Annotated in this window: 11 protein-coding genes and 1 pseudogene; 9 read left to right on the forward strand and 3 right to left on the reverse strand. The window is 41.3% G+C overall.

Features of this window, described 5'->3' with window-relative positions:
* Positions 1 to 146: 146 nt before the first annotated feature.
* Positions 147 to 838, forward strand: a pseudogene (locus tag CSC79_RS20335) (porin); the annotation flags it as partial.
* Between the two features lie 148 nt (positions 839 to 986).
* A complete protein-coding gene (locus CSC79_RS07275) occupies positions 987 to 1,238 on the forward strand; it encodes a hypothetical protein (protein WP_143483823.1) in 252 nt (83 codons plus the stop codon).
* Positions 1,239 to 1,653: 415 nt separating this feature from the next.
* Here the strand turns inward: CSC79_RS07275 and CSC79_RS07280 are convergent, their stop codons facing one another.
* From CSC79_RS07280 to CSC79_RS07290, 3 genes are all read right to left on the reverse strand, one after another.
* Complete coding sequence (locus CSC79_RS07280) at positions 1,654 to 2,946, reverse strand: DUF3472 domain-containing protein (protein ID WP_099295174.1); 1,293 nt, start codon at positions 2,944 to 2,946, stop codon at positions 1,654 to 1,656.
* Positions 2,947 to 2,999: 53 nt separating this feature from the next.
* Positions 3,000 to 5,837: a TonB-dependent receptor gene (locus CSC79_RS07285; RefSeq protein WP_099295175.1), complete on the reverse strand. Its 2,838-nt coding sequence runs from the start codon at positions 5,835 to 5,837 to the stop codon at positions 3,000 to 3,002.
* A gap of 100 nt (positions 5,838 to 5,937) precedes the next feature.
* Positions 5,938 to 7,311 (reverse strand): Gfo/Idh/MocA family oxidoreductase, encoded by a 1,374-nt coding sequence (locus CSC79_RS07290; RefSeq protein ID WP_099295176.1) that lies wholly within the window; start codon positions 7,309 to 7,311, stop codon positions 5,938 to 5,940.
* 264 nt (positions 7,312 to 7,575) lie between these two features.
* On the opposite strand from CSC79_RS07290, the gene agaR reads away from it, so the two are divergent.
* From agaR to CSC79_RS07325, 7 genes are all read left to right on the forward strand, one after another.
* Positions 7,576 to 8,346 carry a transcriptional repressor AgaR gene (gene agaR / locus CSC79_RS07295; protein ID WP_099295177.1) on the forward strand — a complete coding sequence of 257 codons (771 nt, stop codon included), beginning with the start codon at positions 7,576 to 7,578 and terminating at the stop codon, positions 8,344 to 8,346.
* Between the two features lie 48 nt (positions 8,347 to 8,394).
* On the forward strand, positions 8,395 to 9,675 hold the full coding sequence (locus CSC79_RS07300) for a D-tagatose-bisphosphate aldolase, class II, non-catalytic subunit (protein WP_099295178.1): 1,281 nt from the start codon (positions 8,395 to 8,397) through the stop codon (positions 9,673 to 9,675).
* Positions 9,676 to 9,695: 20 nt separating this feature from the next.
* Complete coding sequence (locus CSC79_RS07305) at positions 9,696 to 10,832, forward strand: SIS domain-containing protein (RefSeq protein ID WP_099295179.1); 1,137 nt, start codon at positions 9,696 to 9,698, stop codon at positions 10,830 to 10,832.
* The gene (locus CSC79_RS07310; protein ID WP_099295180.1) at positions 10,825 to 11,754 is read left to right on the forward strand and encodes an ROK family protein; all 930 of its coding nucleotides are present in this window, start codon (positions 10,825 to 10,827) and stop codon (positions 11,752 to 11,754) included. Before CSC79_RS07305 ends, CSC79_RS07310 begins: the two co-directional genes overlap by 8 nt.
* Positions 11,751 to 12,938 carry an N-acetylglucosamine-6-phosphate deacetylase gene (nagA, locus tag CSC79_RS07315; RefSeq protein WP_099295181.1) on the forward strand — a complete coding sequence of 396 codons (1,188 nt, stop codon included), beginning with the start codon at positions 11,751 to 11,753 and terminating at the stop codon, positions 12,936 to 12,938. Before CSC79_RS07310 ends, nagA begins: the two co-directional genes overlap by 4 nt.
* 141 nt (positions 12,939 to 13,079) lie before the next feature.
* Positions 13,080 to 15,164 (forward strand): elongation factor G, encoded by a 2,085-nt coding sequence (gene fusA / locus CSC79_RS07320; RefSeq protein WP_099295182.1) that lies wholly within the window; start codon positions 13,080 to 13,082, stop codon positions 15,162 to 15,164.
* 390 nt (positions 15,165 to 15,554) lie between these two features.
* A complete protein-coding gene (locus CSC79_RS07325) occupies positions 15,555 to 15,968 on the forward strand; it encodes a hypothetical protein (protein WP_099295183.1) in 414 nt (137 codons plus the stop codon).
* Positions 15,969 to 16,060 lie beyond the last annotated feature (92 nt).

Consider the following 16,060-nt stretch of genomic DNA (forward strand, 5'->3'; position numbering starts at 1 on the left):
TTTAATCATTTTTAGATCGATCAATGCAGCTTAACTTCTAAACATTTCGTTAATTTCACGTTAACACTATGCTCCGATTTAGATCGTAGTAGGTAGCCCTGATCTTTGACAACAAACCATTATAAAAATGAGTGTGGAGAACACAAATGAAAGCAAGTAACACACAATTAGCGCTTTGTGTTGTAGCGGCATTAGCAAGCTCGACAGCATTGGCAAATAACGATACTGAAAAATTACAGCAACAACTAGATAAATTGCAAAAAGAGGTTGATTCTTTAGAAGGTAATAAAGCCTTTGACCTTGAATTTGGTGGTCGTGTTCAGCTCGATTACAACTATTTTAACGGCGCGTATAACGCCAATAATGATGGTGATGCAGGGAGTGATTTTTCCCGCGTCGTATTCGTACTTATGTAGAAAGTGAGCACGGTAATTGGGATCATAAATTACTTCTTGAATTTGGTGAGGGGACTGCAGAAATTGTTTTGGCTCGGGTTCGTTATGCATTTGATAATGGCCTCAAAATTAAAGCCGGTAAAATTCGTGAGGATATGTCGCTTAATGCTTTAACCAGCTCTAAACATATAAATACAATTGAGCGCAGTACGTTAGCAAATACCTTCTCTCCTTTTTTCCGTTGGGGTGTATCGGCTTATCAATACTCTGAAAATAGCGGCGTGCGCTATGCTGTTGGTGTGTATAAAAATGACGCATTTGGTGCATCTGGGCATGATGAAGATGACAGCTTAACACTTGCTGCAACGGGTCGCTTAACGTGGTCTAGCGCGTCACCGGGCGATGTAATTCACCTAGGTGCGTGGCATTCATATCGTGATATGGAGTGAATAGGGTCAGGTCTTGAATCTTGCCCTTTACAAAATATCAGGAACAGGTCTTACATTTTGTTGACCTGTTTCCTTCTAATAAATTAAAGAAAATAATGAAAAACCATTAATTTTACTCGTGTTTTTATTTTTAAGTGACACAGTGTTTGCTTATAATCGGGCGTCAGGAAAGTTGATTGAAAACATTCGTGTCAGGCCAATGGTCGCCTATGTATTATTTGAAGGGTGTGCCAAGTACACTAAAATATATTTAACAAACGATTATTATAAATCAATGCTATCTGTAGCTTTAACGGCAGCTGCCGCTGGCAAAAAAGTCGACGTGGTTTTTCAAAATAATGCGAGTTGTGCAACCACAGAGGCGCAAATTGAATTTATTGATGTGAAATTTTGATAATATGAAAATAGGGTTTGCAGCACGAACCCTATTTTTGAACTTTTATAATGAGAAGTTTTCTTGAAAAATTATTTTAATCATTTTTTACTATTAGATTGCGCTTATAGCCCTAATTCGTATTAGCGAACATATTCCAAGTTCAATTTACACAGGTAGAGGCACGAATGCAGGTCCATAAGGAGCCCCACATTTACTTACCAAGCTACAAGCACACGGCAACTCTTATTTAATCGTTTATATCAAAACCACCTCAAAATGCAGGATTCAGCATTTCAGAAGAGCTTAATATCAAGACGTTACTTGCAAGAATGGCAGTCCCTTTCAATTCCAACGACGCTTACATCTTGCGTATATTTGTCGCTTGAAGGTGCGACAAATATACGGATTGGACTAACACGACGTTGTAATAACCTTAGCGATTAGGTAAGGCGTTTAAGTTTACCTTAGGTGCTTTACTTGCTGGGCGCTCAAACTCGCTATGCAATTTAGTAGGGCCTGTAAAAAAGCCTGTGTTGCGTAAGTAAAAGCCTGCGTTTTCAGTGCCACCTTGATAATCCATTCTAGATTGCTTGGCGGCAGTTGCATCATAGGTAAAACGTGCTTTAGTCAGTGCGTGCCATTTGCCATCAGTATCCCTGAGCCACTGATTACCGTATAACGCTTTGCGCTCGAATTGCCCTGCATCTGGAATGAAATTCTCTAAGAAGCTGTGTGGCCTTGCTACATATGTATTGGTATTGGGGCGCCTGAAAGAAGCGATGAAGAGCCACTTTTCATTACTAGGATCATAAAAGTATGCGCTGTAATCGGTTTTGTTATTAAGGTTTTCAGTCGGGTTTACTTTTAATAAAAAACGATAGGTTTGCTCTGCCTGCCATGGGAAAACGAGGTAACTTTGACCGCCAGAGCCTTCGTTACCAAATTTACCTGTGTATACATTGTTGCCTTTTGCTAAGAGTTGAATTCTCATTTCAACAGGGATAGCTGTCGGATCATCCGTTTGAAATGGGCTCCACACTGAAAACAAAACTCTGCGTTCGGTTTCAGAGTTAACCTGTATACCAAAGTAACCCTCAGCAAACCCGTTAGCCATAAAATATGAGCCCTGATGATCATAGCCTTTTGGTACTGTGAGCTCAGAGTAAAACCATTGATAGTCTTTTGAAGTGTCATCTATAGGGTAATTTAAATGTACTGACGGACCACGACGGCCCCAGTAAATATCGTCTTTGACATATAAAGGTGCGGCGATGTTTTTATCTAGCGTGATAATGATCCCTTCAATATCTGCAAAGGTTCTTGCACTTCGAGTGAGTCCACTCAATATCAGCTGCTGGTAGCCTGCATCTGTTGGGTTAAATTGCCCCAGGTCGATATCTTGGAATTGTTGATTTGTGAGCTTGATGATCTGGCTTTGCTGATTAAAAGTGACTTTTAATTGGCTGTTTCCGCCAGTAACTTTTGCACGTATTTTTAAATTGAAAGGGGCGTTTGTTGGCAAATAAAAGTAGTGGCTAATTGGTACTGCAGGGTCTTGCCAGTGAGTAATTCCTTGGTCACTGAGCAGGTTTTTATTTTCTACAATGCTATGGTTGGTGGCACTATTGCCATAGCTGGGAATGAAGTAGTCAGTGGTTTGATTTGCTGCGACTAAGGGAGAAAGTAAACCGCCCAATAATAAGCTAACAAGTAGTAAAAATCTCATAGTATGTTCCATAAAAAAGCGCCGATAAACGGCGCTTAGTTGAAGAGGTGCTATTAAAATGACGCAGAAAAGCCTAAGCTAATCGAGCGGCCATAGCGCGCCAAGCGACGAATTTGTTCTTCAGTTTTAACATACGACCATTGTCGCTCGTTTGTTAAATTAGTGACGCTTAAATCAACGCGCATTTTTTTAGTAATGTTGTAACTTGCACTAAAATCATACTGACCATAATCGGCCGCCCACTCAGGTCCGCCCCATGCATCTGGGTATACTAAGTAATCATCACGCCAGTTATAAGCAATACGCGTTTGGTAATCACCTTTCTCATAATAAATCACAGCATTATATGAGTGTTCAGACATGCCAACAAAAGGAAGATCGTTTAGCTCTTCATCATCGTAGCTGCTGTCTGTGTAAGTATAGTTTACTTGTACACCTAAGCCATCAAAGGGGGCAGGAAGTACTTCATCAAACGATTGCTGGTAAGCTGTTTCAAAGCCTAATATGGTTGCGCCTTTTTCTGACGTTGGTGAGATTTTAGTAAAAACAGGCCCTTCAACTTCAACGTCATCTTTAAAGTAATTACCCACTTGCGCGGTGCCGACACGGCCACGAGCTATGACAGATTCTATATCTTTATAATACGCTGCAAATGTAAGTGCGCCATAATCAGAAAAATACCATTCAATTGTGCTATCAAGCTGGTTTGCTCTGAGTGGCTCAATACCAGGGTTAGAGGCATGGTACTCAGCATTATTAAAGTCTAAGTAACTATACGGTGATAAGTAACTAAGGTTTGGCCGTGTGATCACTTTTGCGGCACTAAAGCGATACAGTAAATCGTCGCGTAAGTTAAGCTTGAAGTTTAAGCTAGGTAGTACGTCGGTGTAGCTTTCATCTGTTGTTGAACGTGCATAATAATCGTCAATATCACCATCAACACGATAGCTTAACGCACCGTCTTTTTCAGTCACATTGTAGCGAACATTTTCAACATCAAAGGTATAGCCATCCGATGTGACATCGGTTTTAATAACGCGAACACCCATGTTCAGTGCAAAAGGGAATTGACCGATATCGCCTTGTAGGTTTGTTTCAACAAAGGCTGCTAGGGTTTGCTCTGTTAATGCAAAGGAGTCTTGCGGGCTGTTTTTTGCAATAATTTTATCTTTAGCGGCTTGTGGGTTGATTGTTTCATAAAAAGCATAAAGCTTATCGTAATCAAAGCTGGCCCATGGATCTGGGTGCTTGCCTGGTTCGCCATCTAAGAAGTTATCAAAATTAGCTGGGACTAGCACATCAGCAGGTAAGCGGAATAAACTTAAGCCGCCAAGCTCTTCAACACTAGAGTCATCAAAGCTATCGTATTCAGAGTTTTTAAAGTAAGCACCACCGTTACTAAACATGGAGGCATTTTTAGATTTAAATACGCTGCGCTCTTTCGTTTGTTTGCCGTAATGTAAGCCAAATTGCACATCTTTTACTAGCTCAAAAGAAGGAATATAAGTTGCTGCGAGACGTACTTCTTCGATTTTGTCTTTCACATCGGTGCCAGAGTTATAGCTGTAGTGCGCACCAAAAGGTTGCTCTGAGCTAAGCGCTGGTGTCATCGTTACATCTGGTAGCATATTACTGCCAGTTTGGTCGATGGTGATGCCATCAACAAAACCACGGGCTACAATAAAGCGGTTATTACCATTGCTAACATTTTTAGCTTGTGATTGTGAGATATCTAGATCAACAGTTAAGTTATCAGTGGCATACCAAACAGTATTGAAGCCCCATTGCCATGTATCGGTATTGCGCGGTACGGAAACATTCAGCAGCTCGGCCATAGCGCCATCAACAAGTTCTACGTAGTTTGCATTGCCATCTTCATTAAACTTTACCTCACCGATTGCCGGAATGCCGGGAGTCCAAGACTCATCGTAGGTCACAAAGGAGATTTGGTATTGCTCACCATTAGTTTCATACTGTGAATACATACTATCAAAGTTCACATCAAACTTATCTGATGGGCGCCATTGCAACGCTAGACTTGCGCCAAGACGTTCGCGTGTATCTTGCCAGTTTGAGTAGCGCACGTAGCCTGGAATTATAGACGGATATGATTTCTCATTGTCCTCAAGCTCACCATTGCCATTACTATCGATTGGAATACGAACGTCTACGTTTTCATCTGGGTCATAGAAGCCTTGGCCTTCATATGAATCAGCACGTTGTGTACGCTCAGAGTAAACAGCAGTAAATAATGCGCCAAAGGTGTCATCAAAAAATGTATCGCTAATTAAGAAAGATGCTTGCGGATTTACATCACCCGTTCGTTCTTCATAAATGCCTTTGGCACTGCCTGATAAAGTAAATCCATCTAAATCAAGCGGTTTACGGGTTTTAATATTGATGACAGAGCCTATGCCGCCTTCTTGTGTTTTACTTTGTGGAGATTTATATACTTCGAGGGATTGGACAATTTCTGGGGCGATTAAATCAAAATTAAAATTACGGCTGGAATGCTCTGATGCCATGCGCCGACCATTAACGGTGGTCACGTTATAGTCACCACCTAAACCCCGCACGGTCACGTTTTGCCCCTCGCCACCGTTACGGGTAATTGCAATACCTGTCATTCGTTGTAGTGCTTCTGCAATATTTTGGTCTGGGAACTTACCGATATCTTCTGCAACGATGGCATCCATAACCCCAACAGCTTGCTGTTTTAAATACAGGGATTCCTTAATACTCGAGCGAACACCTCTGACTTCGATTACTTCTACTTGCTCAGCCTCGGCTTCTTTTTCCGTTTTTTTATCTTCTTCAGCAGCCAAGGTTGCGCCACTGAAAATGGCACTCATGGACAAAAACAGGGTGGACAGTTTTAGTTGTGCTTTCATAATAGTTACCTGTATTTTACTTGTTGATGGTTGTTTTTTTATTGCTTTACTTAGGGTTAGGCGTACTGGTAGTCGTTACCTACCAATACGCTTTATTTAATTACGAAATAATGCCAAGTGGCTTGGCTTGTTGCCAAAGTCCACGAGTGAAATCCGGGAAGTCTTTGCTGTTACTGCGATCGGCAACCGAGTCAACAGAGAGTGGAAACACTGCTGACCACGCCGCAGCGTCATATACATCCTGATCAAGTGGCTCGCCATTGCGAAGGCAGAAAATAATGCGCCAAAACATAAGGAAGTCCATACCACCATGGCCGCCGTTGCGCTCAGCTTCTGCGCCCATTTTTTGCCAAAGCGGGTGATCATATTTGTTATACCAATCTGCCATATCGTAATCCCACTCGTGGTAGCTTTTGCTGCCACCTTGCTCAAGTGCAATACGATTAGGGAAACCAGCAAATACGCCATTGGTACCTTGAATTAGGTTGTGACGAGAGTAAGGGCGCGGTGTGGTTGTATCGTGTTGCACCATGATGCTGCGGCCTTTAACCGTTTTAATGATGCTGGTATTCATATCGCCAGCGACATAATTCAGCTTGTTGCGACCATGATCTGCTGGAAATTCTTTTTTAGCGTATGCTGCACGGCCCAGTGACGGTGAGCTCATTGATGTTATGTAGTCAAAACGATCACCGCGATTAATATTCATATACTGTGAAACGGGTCCCAAACCATGGGTTGGGTATAAGTTACCGTCAACCGCGGCGTGCCAAGGCGTGCGCCAAGAACCTGTTTTATGGTCAATCTCTTTCATTTGCCAGCGTAATTCATGGATATACGCTGCTTCACCATGGAGCAACTCACCAAAAATACCTTGGCGAACCATATTCAATACCATGAGCTCATCACGTCCATAGCAGACATTTTCCAACATCATGCAGTTCATTTGGGTACGTTCAGAGGTGTTTACTAATTGCCATGCTTCTTCAACGGTTACGGCTGCGGGCACTTCAACAAACGCATGTTTACCACTTTCCATGGTCGCTACTGCCATGGGGGTATGCCATTTCCAAGGCGTTGAGATAATAACGATATCAATATCTTTGCGCTCTAGCATGCGAAGATAATCATGATCGTCTTTGCCGTAGGTATCTGGCTTTTTAAAGCCTTTATCGACCACTATTTTTACTGCTCTATCTACAACAGCCTGATGGGTATCGCAAATTGCTTTGATTTCAACACCGTCTAAATGACAAAAATGTTTAACGGCACCAACACCTCGCTCACCTACACCTATAAAGCCGACTCTTACCACATCCATTTTAGGTACGGTTAAGCCTAGCGTTGAGCGTCCTTGTGTTGCGGTTTTTAGCATTGAGTTGGCATTGGTTGTGGAAGTGCAACCTAACGCGGCGCTTGTTGCTGCAATTGCGGCCATTGATTGAAGGAATCGTCTGCGGTTGAGATCGCCCATAATAGTGCCCTTATGTGTTTATTATTTGTAAATTTGTTTTCACAGGCTTTTATTTGTACACCCAAGAGAATGTCAAAGCAAGATAAAAATCTTTCGTTTGCTTTCATTTGTCTTGTGGTTTTATTTTTATTTTTACATTTGCTGTTTAAAATCAGTTTCTTATGTTTAATTATTGCTAATAAATAAAAAATGTAAAAAAATTGAATTGAAAGTAAGTGAAAGCTGCGTACAATGAATGAAAGTAAATAATGAAAGAGAGCGGGCATGCTTAACACTATCGAAAGACGTCATGAAATTGTGCAATTAGTTTGTAAACAAGAGCGCGTACAGGTTCCTGAGCTTGCTCAGTTGTTCGGTGTATCGACAGTTACTATTAGAAACGATTTAAATGAACTGAATGAAAAGGGTTTGTTAGTGCGTTCTCGAGGTGGTGCTGTGATGAGTAACCGTCTTACGCAAGAGTTGTCATTAAAAGAGAAGCACGATGCGAACCGCAGCATTAAAGAGCGTTTAGGTAAATTTGCTGCCAGCTTAATTAAAGACGGTGAATCGATCATTTTAGACTCAGGGACTACAACGGAAGAGGTCGCTAAAAACTTAACCAACCATCACAGTGTAGTAGTGATGACTAATGGGTTAAATGTCGCGCACTCGCTGTTAAATGCACCATCGGTTGAAGTATTGATGACCGGTGGAACATTGCGAAAAAAATCATTGTCATTTTATGGTCGCCAAGCAGAGCAGCATTTGCAGCAATACCACTTTGATAAATTAATTTTAGGTGTCGATGGTTTTGAGAAAGACATCGGTATTACTACGCATTTTGAGCTTGAAGCCTTATTAAACCGGGTGATGTGTGAAGTATCGAGAGAAATAATAGTTGTTACCGATTCGAGTAAATTTAATCGTAAAGGGGTACATAAAATAATTTCTGCCAGTGAAGTAAATACAGTAGTGACAGACAGTGGGATCCCTGCCGATATTAAAACCGCTCTTGAAAGTGCAGGTGTTCAGTTACACATAATCGACCTTTAATTTCCATAGTACGAATATCAATTAAAATAACCAATACAGAGGCTTGCAATGACGATATTACAGCAATTAATCGCAGCGAATAAACGGGGTGAAAGGCAAGGCATTTATGCCGTATGTTCGGCGCATCCATTGGTGCTTGAAGCCGCCATATTGCAAGCCAAGCAAGACAATAGTTACTTATTAATAGAAGCGACGGCTAATCAGGTTAATCAATTTGGCGGTTATACTGGCATGTTACCTGCTGATTTTATGACGTTTGTTGAAAGGCTTGCAGAAGAGCAGGGCTTTGCGGTTGATAAACTGATCCTCGGTGGTGACCATCTAGGTCCGGTGTGTTGGTGCGATGAGAGTGCTGAAGCAGCAATGCACAAGGCGGAGCAATTAATTGCTAGTTATGTAGCGGCAGGGTTTAAGAAAATTCACTTAGATACCAGTATGCGCTGTGCTGATGATGACGAGATTTTAGCGGATGAAACCGTGGCAATACGAGCGGCACAGTTATGTGAAGTAGCTGAGAAAACAGCACTGAAAGTATTTGGTCATAGTGACTTGGTGTATGTTATAGGTACTGAGGTGCCACCACCTGGTGGGGCTGATGAACATATAGATACGTTAGCCGTTACAGATACAAAGCACGTTGCAAGCACTTTAGCATTGCATCATGAAGCTTTTTTACAACTTAATTTATCATCGGCATGGCAACGTGTTGTTGGTCTAGTTGTGCAACCGGGTGTTGAATTTGATAATACGCAAGTATTTGATTATGTCAGCAGTGCAGCTCAACAACTTAAACATTACATAAAATCTGTAGATGGTATTGCTTTTGAAGCACATTCAACTGATTACCAAACACCGATCGCATATCAGCAGTTAGTGAATGACCATTTTGCGATTTTAAAAGTGGGGCCTGAGCTTACATTTGCGTTACGTGAAGCATTATTCGCATTAAGCCATATTGAAGATGCACTAATAGATACCGAACAGTGTTCGCATTTGCGTACAGTAGTTGATGCTGATATGCAGCAGCATCCAAAAGACTGGCAGCGCTTTTATCAAGTTGAACAATCATTGCAGCAGCTATACCGTCGCTTTAGCTTTAGTGATCGCATTCGTTATTACTGGGGTAAACAAGGCAATCAAAATGCGGTTGAAAAGCTGCTTTGCAATTTACAAAATCAGCCAATCCCATTGCCATTACTAAGCCAATACATGCCATTACAGTATCTTGCTGTGCGAAATAAAACACTTGAAAACAACCCTAAAGCCTTGGTTATTCATCACATAATGCAAGTAACCAGTCGCTACGCAGACGCGTGCTTTAAACAATAATAGACGTAAGTGAGGTAGCAATGTCGAGTTATTTAGCAATTGATAAAACCCTTCTAGAATCTAGAAATAGTGCATGGACAGCAAAAGAAATTATGCAGCAAAGCAGCTGTTGGCGAGAAACACTGACTATTGTTGAGCTTGCGCGTAAGCAGCTTGATAGTTGGCTTGACCATGTGCTGGATAAGCCTAATGCGCAAATCATTTTTACCGGTGCTGGTACATCTGCCTATGTTGGAGAGGCGGTTGTTGGTTATTTAAACCAAAAGTTATCAACGTTATGTGTAAGTGTTAGTAGCACGGAATTAGTGGCTTGCCCGGAGCAGTATTTACAAAAAAGTACACCGACTTTACTTGTGTCTTTTGCGCGTTCGGGTAATAGCCCGGAAAGTGTCGCTGCTGTAGATGTAGTGAATAATTATGTGCAGGAATCTGCCCACCTCTTTATAACCTGTAATCCAGATGGCGCACTGAACCAGCAAGCCAAAGAGCATGAGAACTGTTTTTCGCTATTGATGCCATTGCAAACGCTCGATCAAAGCTTTGCGATGACCAGCAGTTTTACTTCAATGTTGATTGCAAGTCTCGCGGTGTTTAGCGATGTGGATAACGCAGTGTCGGTGATGGCTGATTGTGTTGAAAAGAATATTCCACAACAACTTACTCAATTAAAAGCATTAGCTGAATTGCCTATGCACCGTTTAGTTTATTTAGGAGCTGGGTCGTTAAAAGGTTATGCGCAAGAATCAGCTTTAAAACTACTGGAATTAAGTGCAGGACAGGTGATGGGGTATTTTGAATCTCCACTTGGTTTTCGCCATGGGCCAAAATCATTGGTTGATGACAAAACGTTAATTGTATTATTTGGTTCCAGCAATAACTATACAAAACAATATGATATTGACCTATTGAATGAATTGAAAGGCGATAACCAAGCACTTGCAGTTCATGCGTTAGCCTTGCCAAGTGAGGCTTCTGATGAGCCATTAGATGATGTATTTAATGGCCTGTATTATATGGTGTGTGCACAAATAATTTCCTTTTACAAAGCGTGGCAATTAGGTATTACGGTAGATAATCCATGCCCAACCGGTGAGGTAAATAGGGTGGTTCAAGGGGTAAATATTTACCCATTCCCACAAGGTAATGCTAATGACTAAGCAGTATATTTATGGCATTGATATTGGCGGTAGTAAAATCGAACTTGCCGTGTTTGACGCTTCCTTAAATCAACTTGAATCATGGCGCATTGCTACACCGCAAAGCAGTTATCAAGACTTTTTAAACGCGTTAGTCGATATGATTTCAAGTGCCGATAATAAATATCAATGCCAAGGCGCGGTAGGTATTGGTATGCCAGGGATTATAAATGCGAAGCAGGAGGTTTTATCCGCGAACGTGCCTCATGCAACAGGTAAAAATGCAGCACGCGATTTAGCAACGTTGATAAATCGACCCGTTGCTATCGAAAACGATTGTCGTTGTTTCGCCCTTTCTGAAGCACAAAGTCCTGTTGGTTTGCAAAACACTCGTGTATTTGGTGCGATCATTGGCACTGGTACTGGTGGTGGGTTATGCATCGATGGTGAGCTGTACAAAAGTGCGCAAGGTATTGCAGGCGAATATGGGCATTATCCGCTTTCTGCCGTGTTACAACAAAAATACCAATTACCGATTCTAAAATGTGGCTGTGGTTTGACCGGGTGTATTGAAAGTTATATTGCTGGCCCAGGGCTGGCACGAATCTATCATCACTTTTCAGGTGAAAAGCTCAGCACTTATGAAATTGTGGAAGGGTTGCGAAAAGGCGATGTACTTTGTCAACAGAGCTTTGCATGCTACTTAGATCTATTGGGCAGTACCTTTGCGGCAATTGTCATGGCTTATGATCCTGAGGTCATCGTTGTTGGTGGTGGTATGTCACTGGTTGACGAGCTTATGGGTAATTTAGACGCGGCAATAGTGCCGTATGTTTTTGCTGATATCCGTGTACCAAAGATTGTGTTGGCTGAGTTTGGCGATGCCAGTGGTGCCCGCGGTGCTGCTATTTTAGCGAAGGCGCAAGGTGGAGCGTTATCATGACAGAGTCGGTATTTTACGTTAAGGCGCATGCTATTTATTGCCAAGAGACGGTACTCAAAAATCATCTAATGTTAGTTGTTGATGGCTGTATTAGTGGCTTTACAGAAAACCCTAAAGCGGGTGTGCCAATTCATGATTATGGTGATGCTGCAATTATTCCTGGCTTAATAGATTTACACATTCATGGTCGCGAAGGCTGTGATGTAATTGATTGTAAAATGAGTAGTATCGAGACTATCTCATGCTCACTTGCACAGCATGGAGTTACGGGTTTTTTAGCAACAACTGTGACGACTGACTGGCAACAAACTCTTGAGGCGATGGCTGTAATTGGCCAAGCATATACAAAGCAACCTAGCGGTGCGCAGGTGCTAGGTGGCTATAGCGAAGGTTTGTTTTTTAGTGAAAAACATAAAGGGGCGCATAACCAAGACTACTTTTTAGAGTTATCGCAGGACCATTTAAAGGCAATGATTAGTGCCGCCAACGGTAGTTTAAAAGTGGTTGCATTAGCCCCAGAAAAGCCAAAAGCAAATACATTAATTAAATACCTGACAGCGCAAGGCATTCGGGTAATGCTTGGTCATTGTGATGCTAATTTTGAGCAAACACAGCAAGCTCTTGAGCATGGTGCGTGCGGTGGAGTGCATGTTTTTAATGGCATGCGCGGCATTCATCATCGCGACCCTGGTTGTGCTGGCGCGGTCTTGATGAATGATAAGGCTATGGTAGAGGTTATTGCTGATGGTGTGCATCTTCATCCAACTATTTTACAGTTAATTTATAAGCTAAAAGGCCCACAAAAAATCGCGCTGATAAGTGATTGCATTAATGCGGGCGGGTTAATTGATGGGCAATATAAATTAGGGAAAATGGATGTTTTTGTTAGTGAGGGAATAGCAAAAACGGCATCAGGATCACTGGCAGGGAGCACTTTAACTCTGGAAAATGCAGTTAAGAATATGCATGAATTGGGTTGTATAGACTTACGAGAGGCACTCAATATGGCCAGTATTGTACCTGCTAGGTTTCTAGGTATGGCGGATAAAGTAGGTTCGCTTGAAAGCGGTAAACAAGCTAACTTTGCCATTTTAGATAGAGATTTTACAATTCAAGCAACTTATATCAAAGGGCGGCAATGTTTTTTAAACGATATAGAAGTGAGCGAAAAACAAGGGCTTTAGCGAAGATATATTGTTCAAACTAACAAGAAAGAAATATTTTCTAGAATTGATTGCATTTTAAGCGACTTCTATGGTGATGTTCGCTTTAAGTGATGTTATACTCCCGCCGAATAATTTTTCGACTTTATTAAGAGTAAAATAATGGCAGATTTATCGAAGTACAGAAACATTGGTATTTTCGCGCACGTTGATGCGGGTAAAACCACGACTACTGAGCGTATCCTGAAGCTTACAGGTACTATCCATAAAACAGGTGAGGTTCATGATGGTGAATCTACTACAGATTTCATGGATCAAGAAGCTGAGCGCGGTATTACTATCCAGTCTGCGGCAGTAAGCTGTTTCTGGAAAGATCACCGTTTTAACGTTATCGATACTCCTGGACACGTTGACTTCACAGTTGAAGTTTACCGTTCACTTAAAGTATTAGATGGCGGTGTTGGTGTATTCTGTGGTTCTGGTGGTGTTGAGCCACAATCAGAAACTAACTGGCGCTACGCGAACGAATCAGGTGTTGCACGTATTATTTTCGTAAACAAATTAGACCGTATGGGTGCTGATTTTTACCGTGTAACAGCGCAAGTACAAAAAGTACTTGGTGCTACTCCACTTATCATGACTTTACCAATCGGTATTGAAGATGATTTCGTTGGTGTTGTTGACGTTTTAAACAAACAAGCATACGTATGGGATGACACTGGTCTTCCAGAGAACTACAAAATCGAAGATGTTCCTGCAGACATGGTAGACAAAGTTGAAGAATACCATGAAATGCTTATCGAAACTGCTGTTGAGCAAGACGATGATCTAATGGAAGCATACATGGAAGGTGAAATGCCTTCAGTTGAAGATATCAAGCGTTGTATCCGTAAAGGTACTCGTGACCTTGCTTTCTTCCCAACGTTCTGTGGTTCTGCATTCAAAAACAAAGGTATGCAACTAGTACTTGATGCTGTTGTTGATTACTTACCTGCACCTACAGAAGTTGATCCTCAACCTCTTATGGATGAAGAAGGTAACGAAAACGGCGAGCATGCAATTGTATCTGCAGACGAACCTTTCAAAGCGTTAGCATTCAAAATCATGGATGACCGTTTTGGCGCATTAACTTTCGTACGTATCTACTCTGGTAAGCTTAACAAGGGTGACACCATCCTTAATGCATTTACTGGTAAAACTGAGCGTGTTGGCCGTATGGTTGAGATGCAAGCAGATGAGCGTAAAGAGCTTACTTCAGCACAAGCGGGCGATATCATCGCTATCGTTGGTATGAAGAACGTGCAAACTGGTCACACTCTATGTGATCCTAAGCACCCAGTAACTCTAGAGCCAATGGTTTTCCCAACGCCAGTAATCTCGATTGCTGTACAGCCTAAAGATAAAGGCGGTAATGAGAAAATGGGTGTTGCTATCGGTAAAATGGTTGCAGAAGATCCATCTTTCCAAGTTGAGACTGATGAAGATTCAGGCGAAACTATCCTTAAAGGTATGGGTGAGCTTCACTTAGATATCAAAGTAGATATCCTTAAGCGTACTTACGGTGTAGACCTTATCGTTGGTCAACCACAGGTTGCTTACCGTGAAACTATCACTCGTGAAATCGAAGATAGCTACACGCATAAGAAACAATCTGGTGGTTCTGGTCAGTTCGGTAAAATCGATTACCGCATCAAGCCAGGCGAAGTGGGTTCAGGTTTCGCGTTCACTTCATCAGTTGTTGGTGGTAACGTACCTAAAGAATTCTGGCCTGCAGTTGAGAAAGGCTTCAAATCAATGATGGGTGAAGGTGTTCTAGCTGGCTTCCCAGTACTTGACGTTGAAGTTGAGCTTTTCGACGGTGGCTTCCACGCCGTGGATTCATCTGCAATTGCTTTCGAAATCGCTGCTAAAGGCGCTTTCCGTCAGTCTATCCCTAAAGCGGGTGCACAACTTCTTGAGCCAATCATGAAAGTTGACGTGTTCACACCAGAAGATCACGTTGGTGATGTAATCGGTGACCTTAACCGTCGTCGTGGTATGTTAAGTAATCAAGAAGCTGGTTTAACTGGCGTTCGTATTAAAGCTGACGTACCATTATCAGAAATGTTCGGTTACATCGGTTCACTTCGTACAATGACATCGGGTCGTGGTCAGTTCTCTATGGAGTTCTCACACTACGCTGCATGTCCACAAAACGTAGCTGACACTGTAATCGCTGCAGAAAAAGAGAAAAACGCTGCTAAGTAATTAGCACTTTCACTCTTTAAAAAACCCGCACTTGTTGCGGGTTTTTTGTTTTTATAAAACGGCTATTTAAATAAGCCGTTAGTCACCATCGGTTTAAGTCATAAGTAGTTTGATTCAAATAAAGGTACAAACTTTGTTGTTATCTATTGTTTGTTGCTTTAATCCTAAGTATTAGCGATTAATGTATATACTAAAATAATATAGATATTTTTTTTATTATTAATTCTATGTATATTAAAGAGTTACTTTAAATGCTTTTGTTCTAGTTAAAAAGTAGGGTAATTACTCTTGTTTAGATTTCTGTTATAGGTAAAATTACGTCTTGTTTTTCTAAAATCAGTACAAGAAAAGGCACCTTTTTAATAAAGGGGTGGGCGTAAAGGGACCGCAATGAATGTAGTAAAAATTTCACCTAATTGGACGTTACAACTAATTAAAATTAGCTTGGCTTTGTTTATCACCTATATCTTGAGTGCAGCCACTCCACTGGAGTTTAAGTCTGTAAGTATCATAATATTACCTCTATTTTTGATAATCAGCTTTTTCAATATTATGCAATTAAGGTTTTTACATTGCTATAAGGCTGGGATCAACTATTCTCGCGGAGCTGGAAAGCAGTACATAAATGCAGATGAAATTAAAAATCTAAGCTTTAAACGTTTATGGGTTATAACAGCTTTTAATGTTGTGACACATTCAAATAAATCACATCGTTTTGTAAATTGGCAAGTATCAGAAGAACAAAAACAAGCAATATGTAACTTGTATGAAGGGAAATGCATAGGAAATACGGGTAATGTCTAATTACCATTTGTGCAAGTTCTTTAAATAATAGATGAACTAAGTAACCTGTTCACCAGAGTTCTGGTTAAGTAAATGCCACTTTAAGAAATAAA

The sequence above is a fragment of the Pseudoalteromonas sp. 3D05 genome (assembly GCF_002723455.1).
Classification (GTDB): Bacteria; Pseudomonadota; Gammaproteobacteria; order Enterobacterales; family Alteromonadaceae; genus Pseudoalteromonas.

Bases quoted from the DNA above. Each gene is read 5' to 3' on its own strand.
- CSC79_RS07325 (WP_099295183.1), top strand. From the start codon at position 15,555: ATGAATGTAGTAAAAATTTCACCTAATTGGACGTTACAACTAATTAAA.
- CSC79_RS07285 (WP_099295175.1), bottom strand. From the start codon at position 5,837: ATGAAAGCACAACTAAAACTGTCCACCCTGTTTTTGTCCATGAGTGCC.
- agaR (WP_099295177.1), top strand. From the start codon at position 7,576: ATGCTTAACACTATCGAAAGACGTCATGAAATTGTGCAATTAGTTTGT.
- CSC79_RS07290 (WP_099295176.1), bottom strand. From the start codon at position 7,311: ATGGGCGATCTCAACCGCAGACGATTCCTTCAATCAATGGCCGCAATT.
- fusA (WP_099295182.1), top strand. From the start codon at position 13,080: ATGGCAGATTTATCGAAGTACAGAAACATTGGTATTTTCGCGCACGTT.
- CSC79_RS07300 (WP_099295178.1), top strand. From the start codon at position 8,395: ATGACGATATTACAGCAATTAATCGCAGCGAATAAACGGGGTGAAAGG.
- CSC79_RS07310 (WP_099295180.1), top strand. From the start codon at position 10,825: ATGACTAAGCAGTATATTTATGGCATTGATATTGGCGGTAGTAAAATC.
- nagA (WP_099295181.1), top strand. From the start codon at position 11,751: ATGACAGAGTCGGTATTTTACGTTAAGGCGCATGCTATTTATTGCCAA.
- CSC79_RS07280 (WP_099295174.1), bottom strand. From the start codon at position 2,946: ATGAGATTTTTACTACTTGTTAGCTTATTATTGGGCGGTTTACTTTCT.
- CSC79_RS07305 (WP_099295179.1), top strand. From the start codon at position 9,696: ATGTCGAGTTATTTAGCAATTGATAAAACCCTTCTAGAATCTAGAAAT.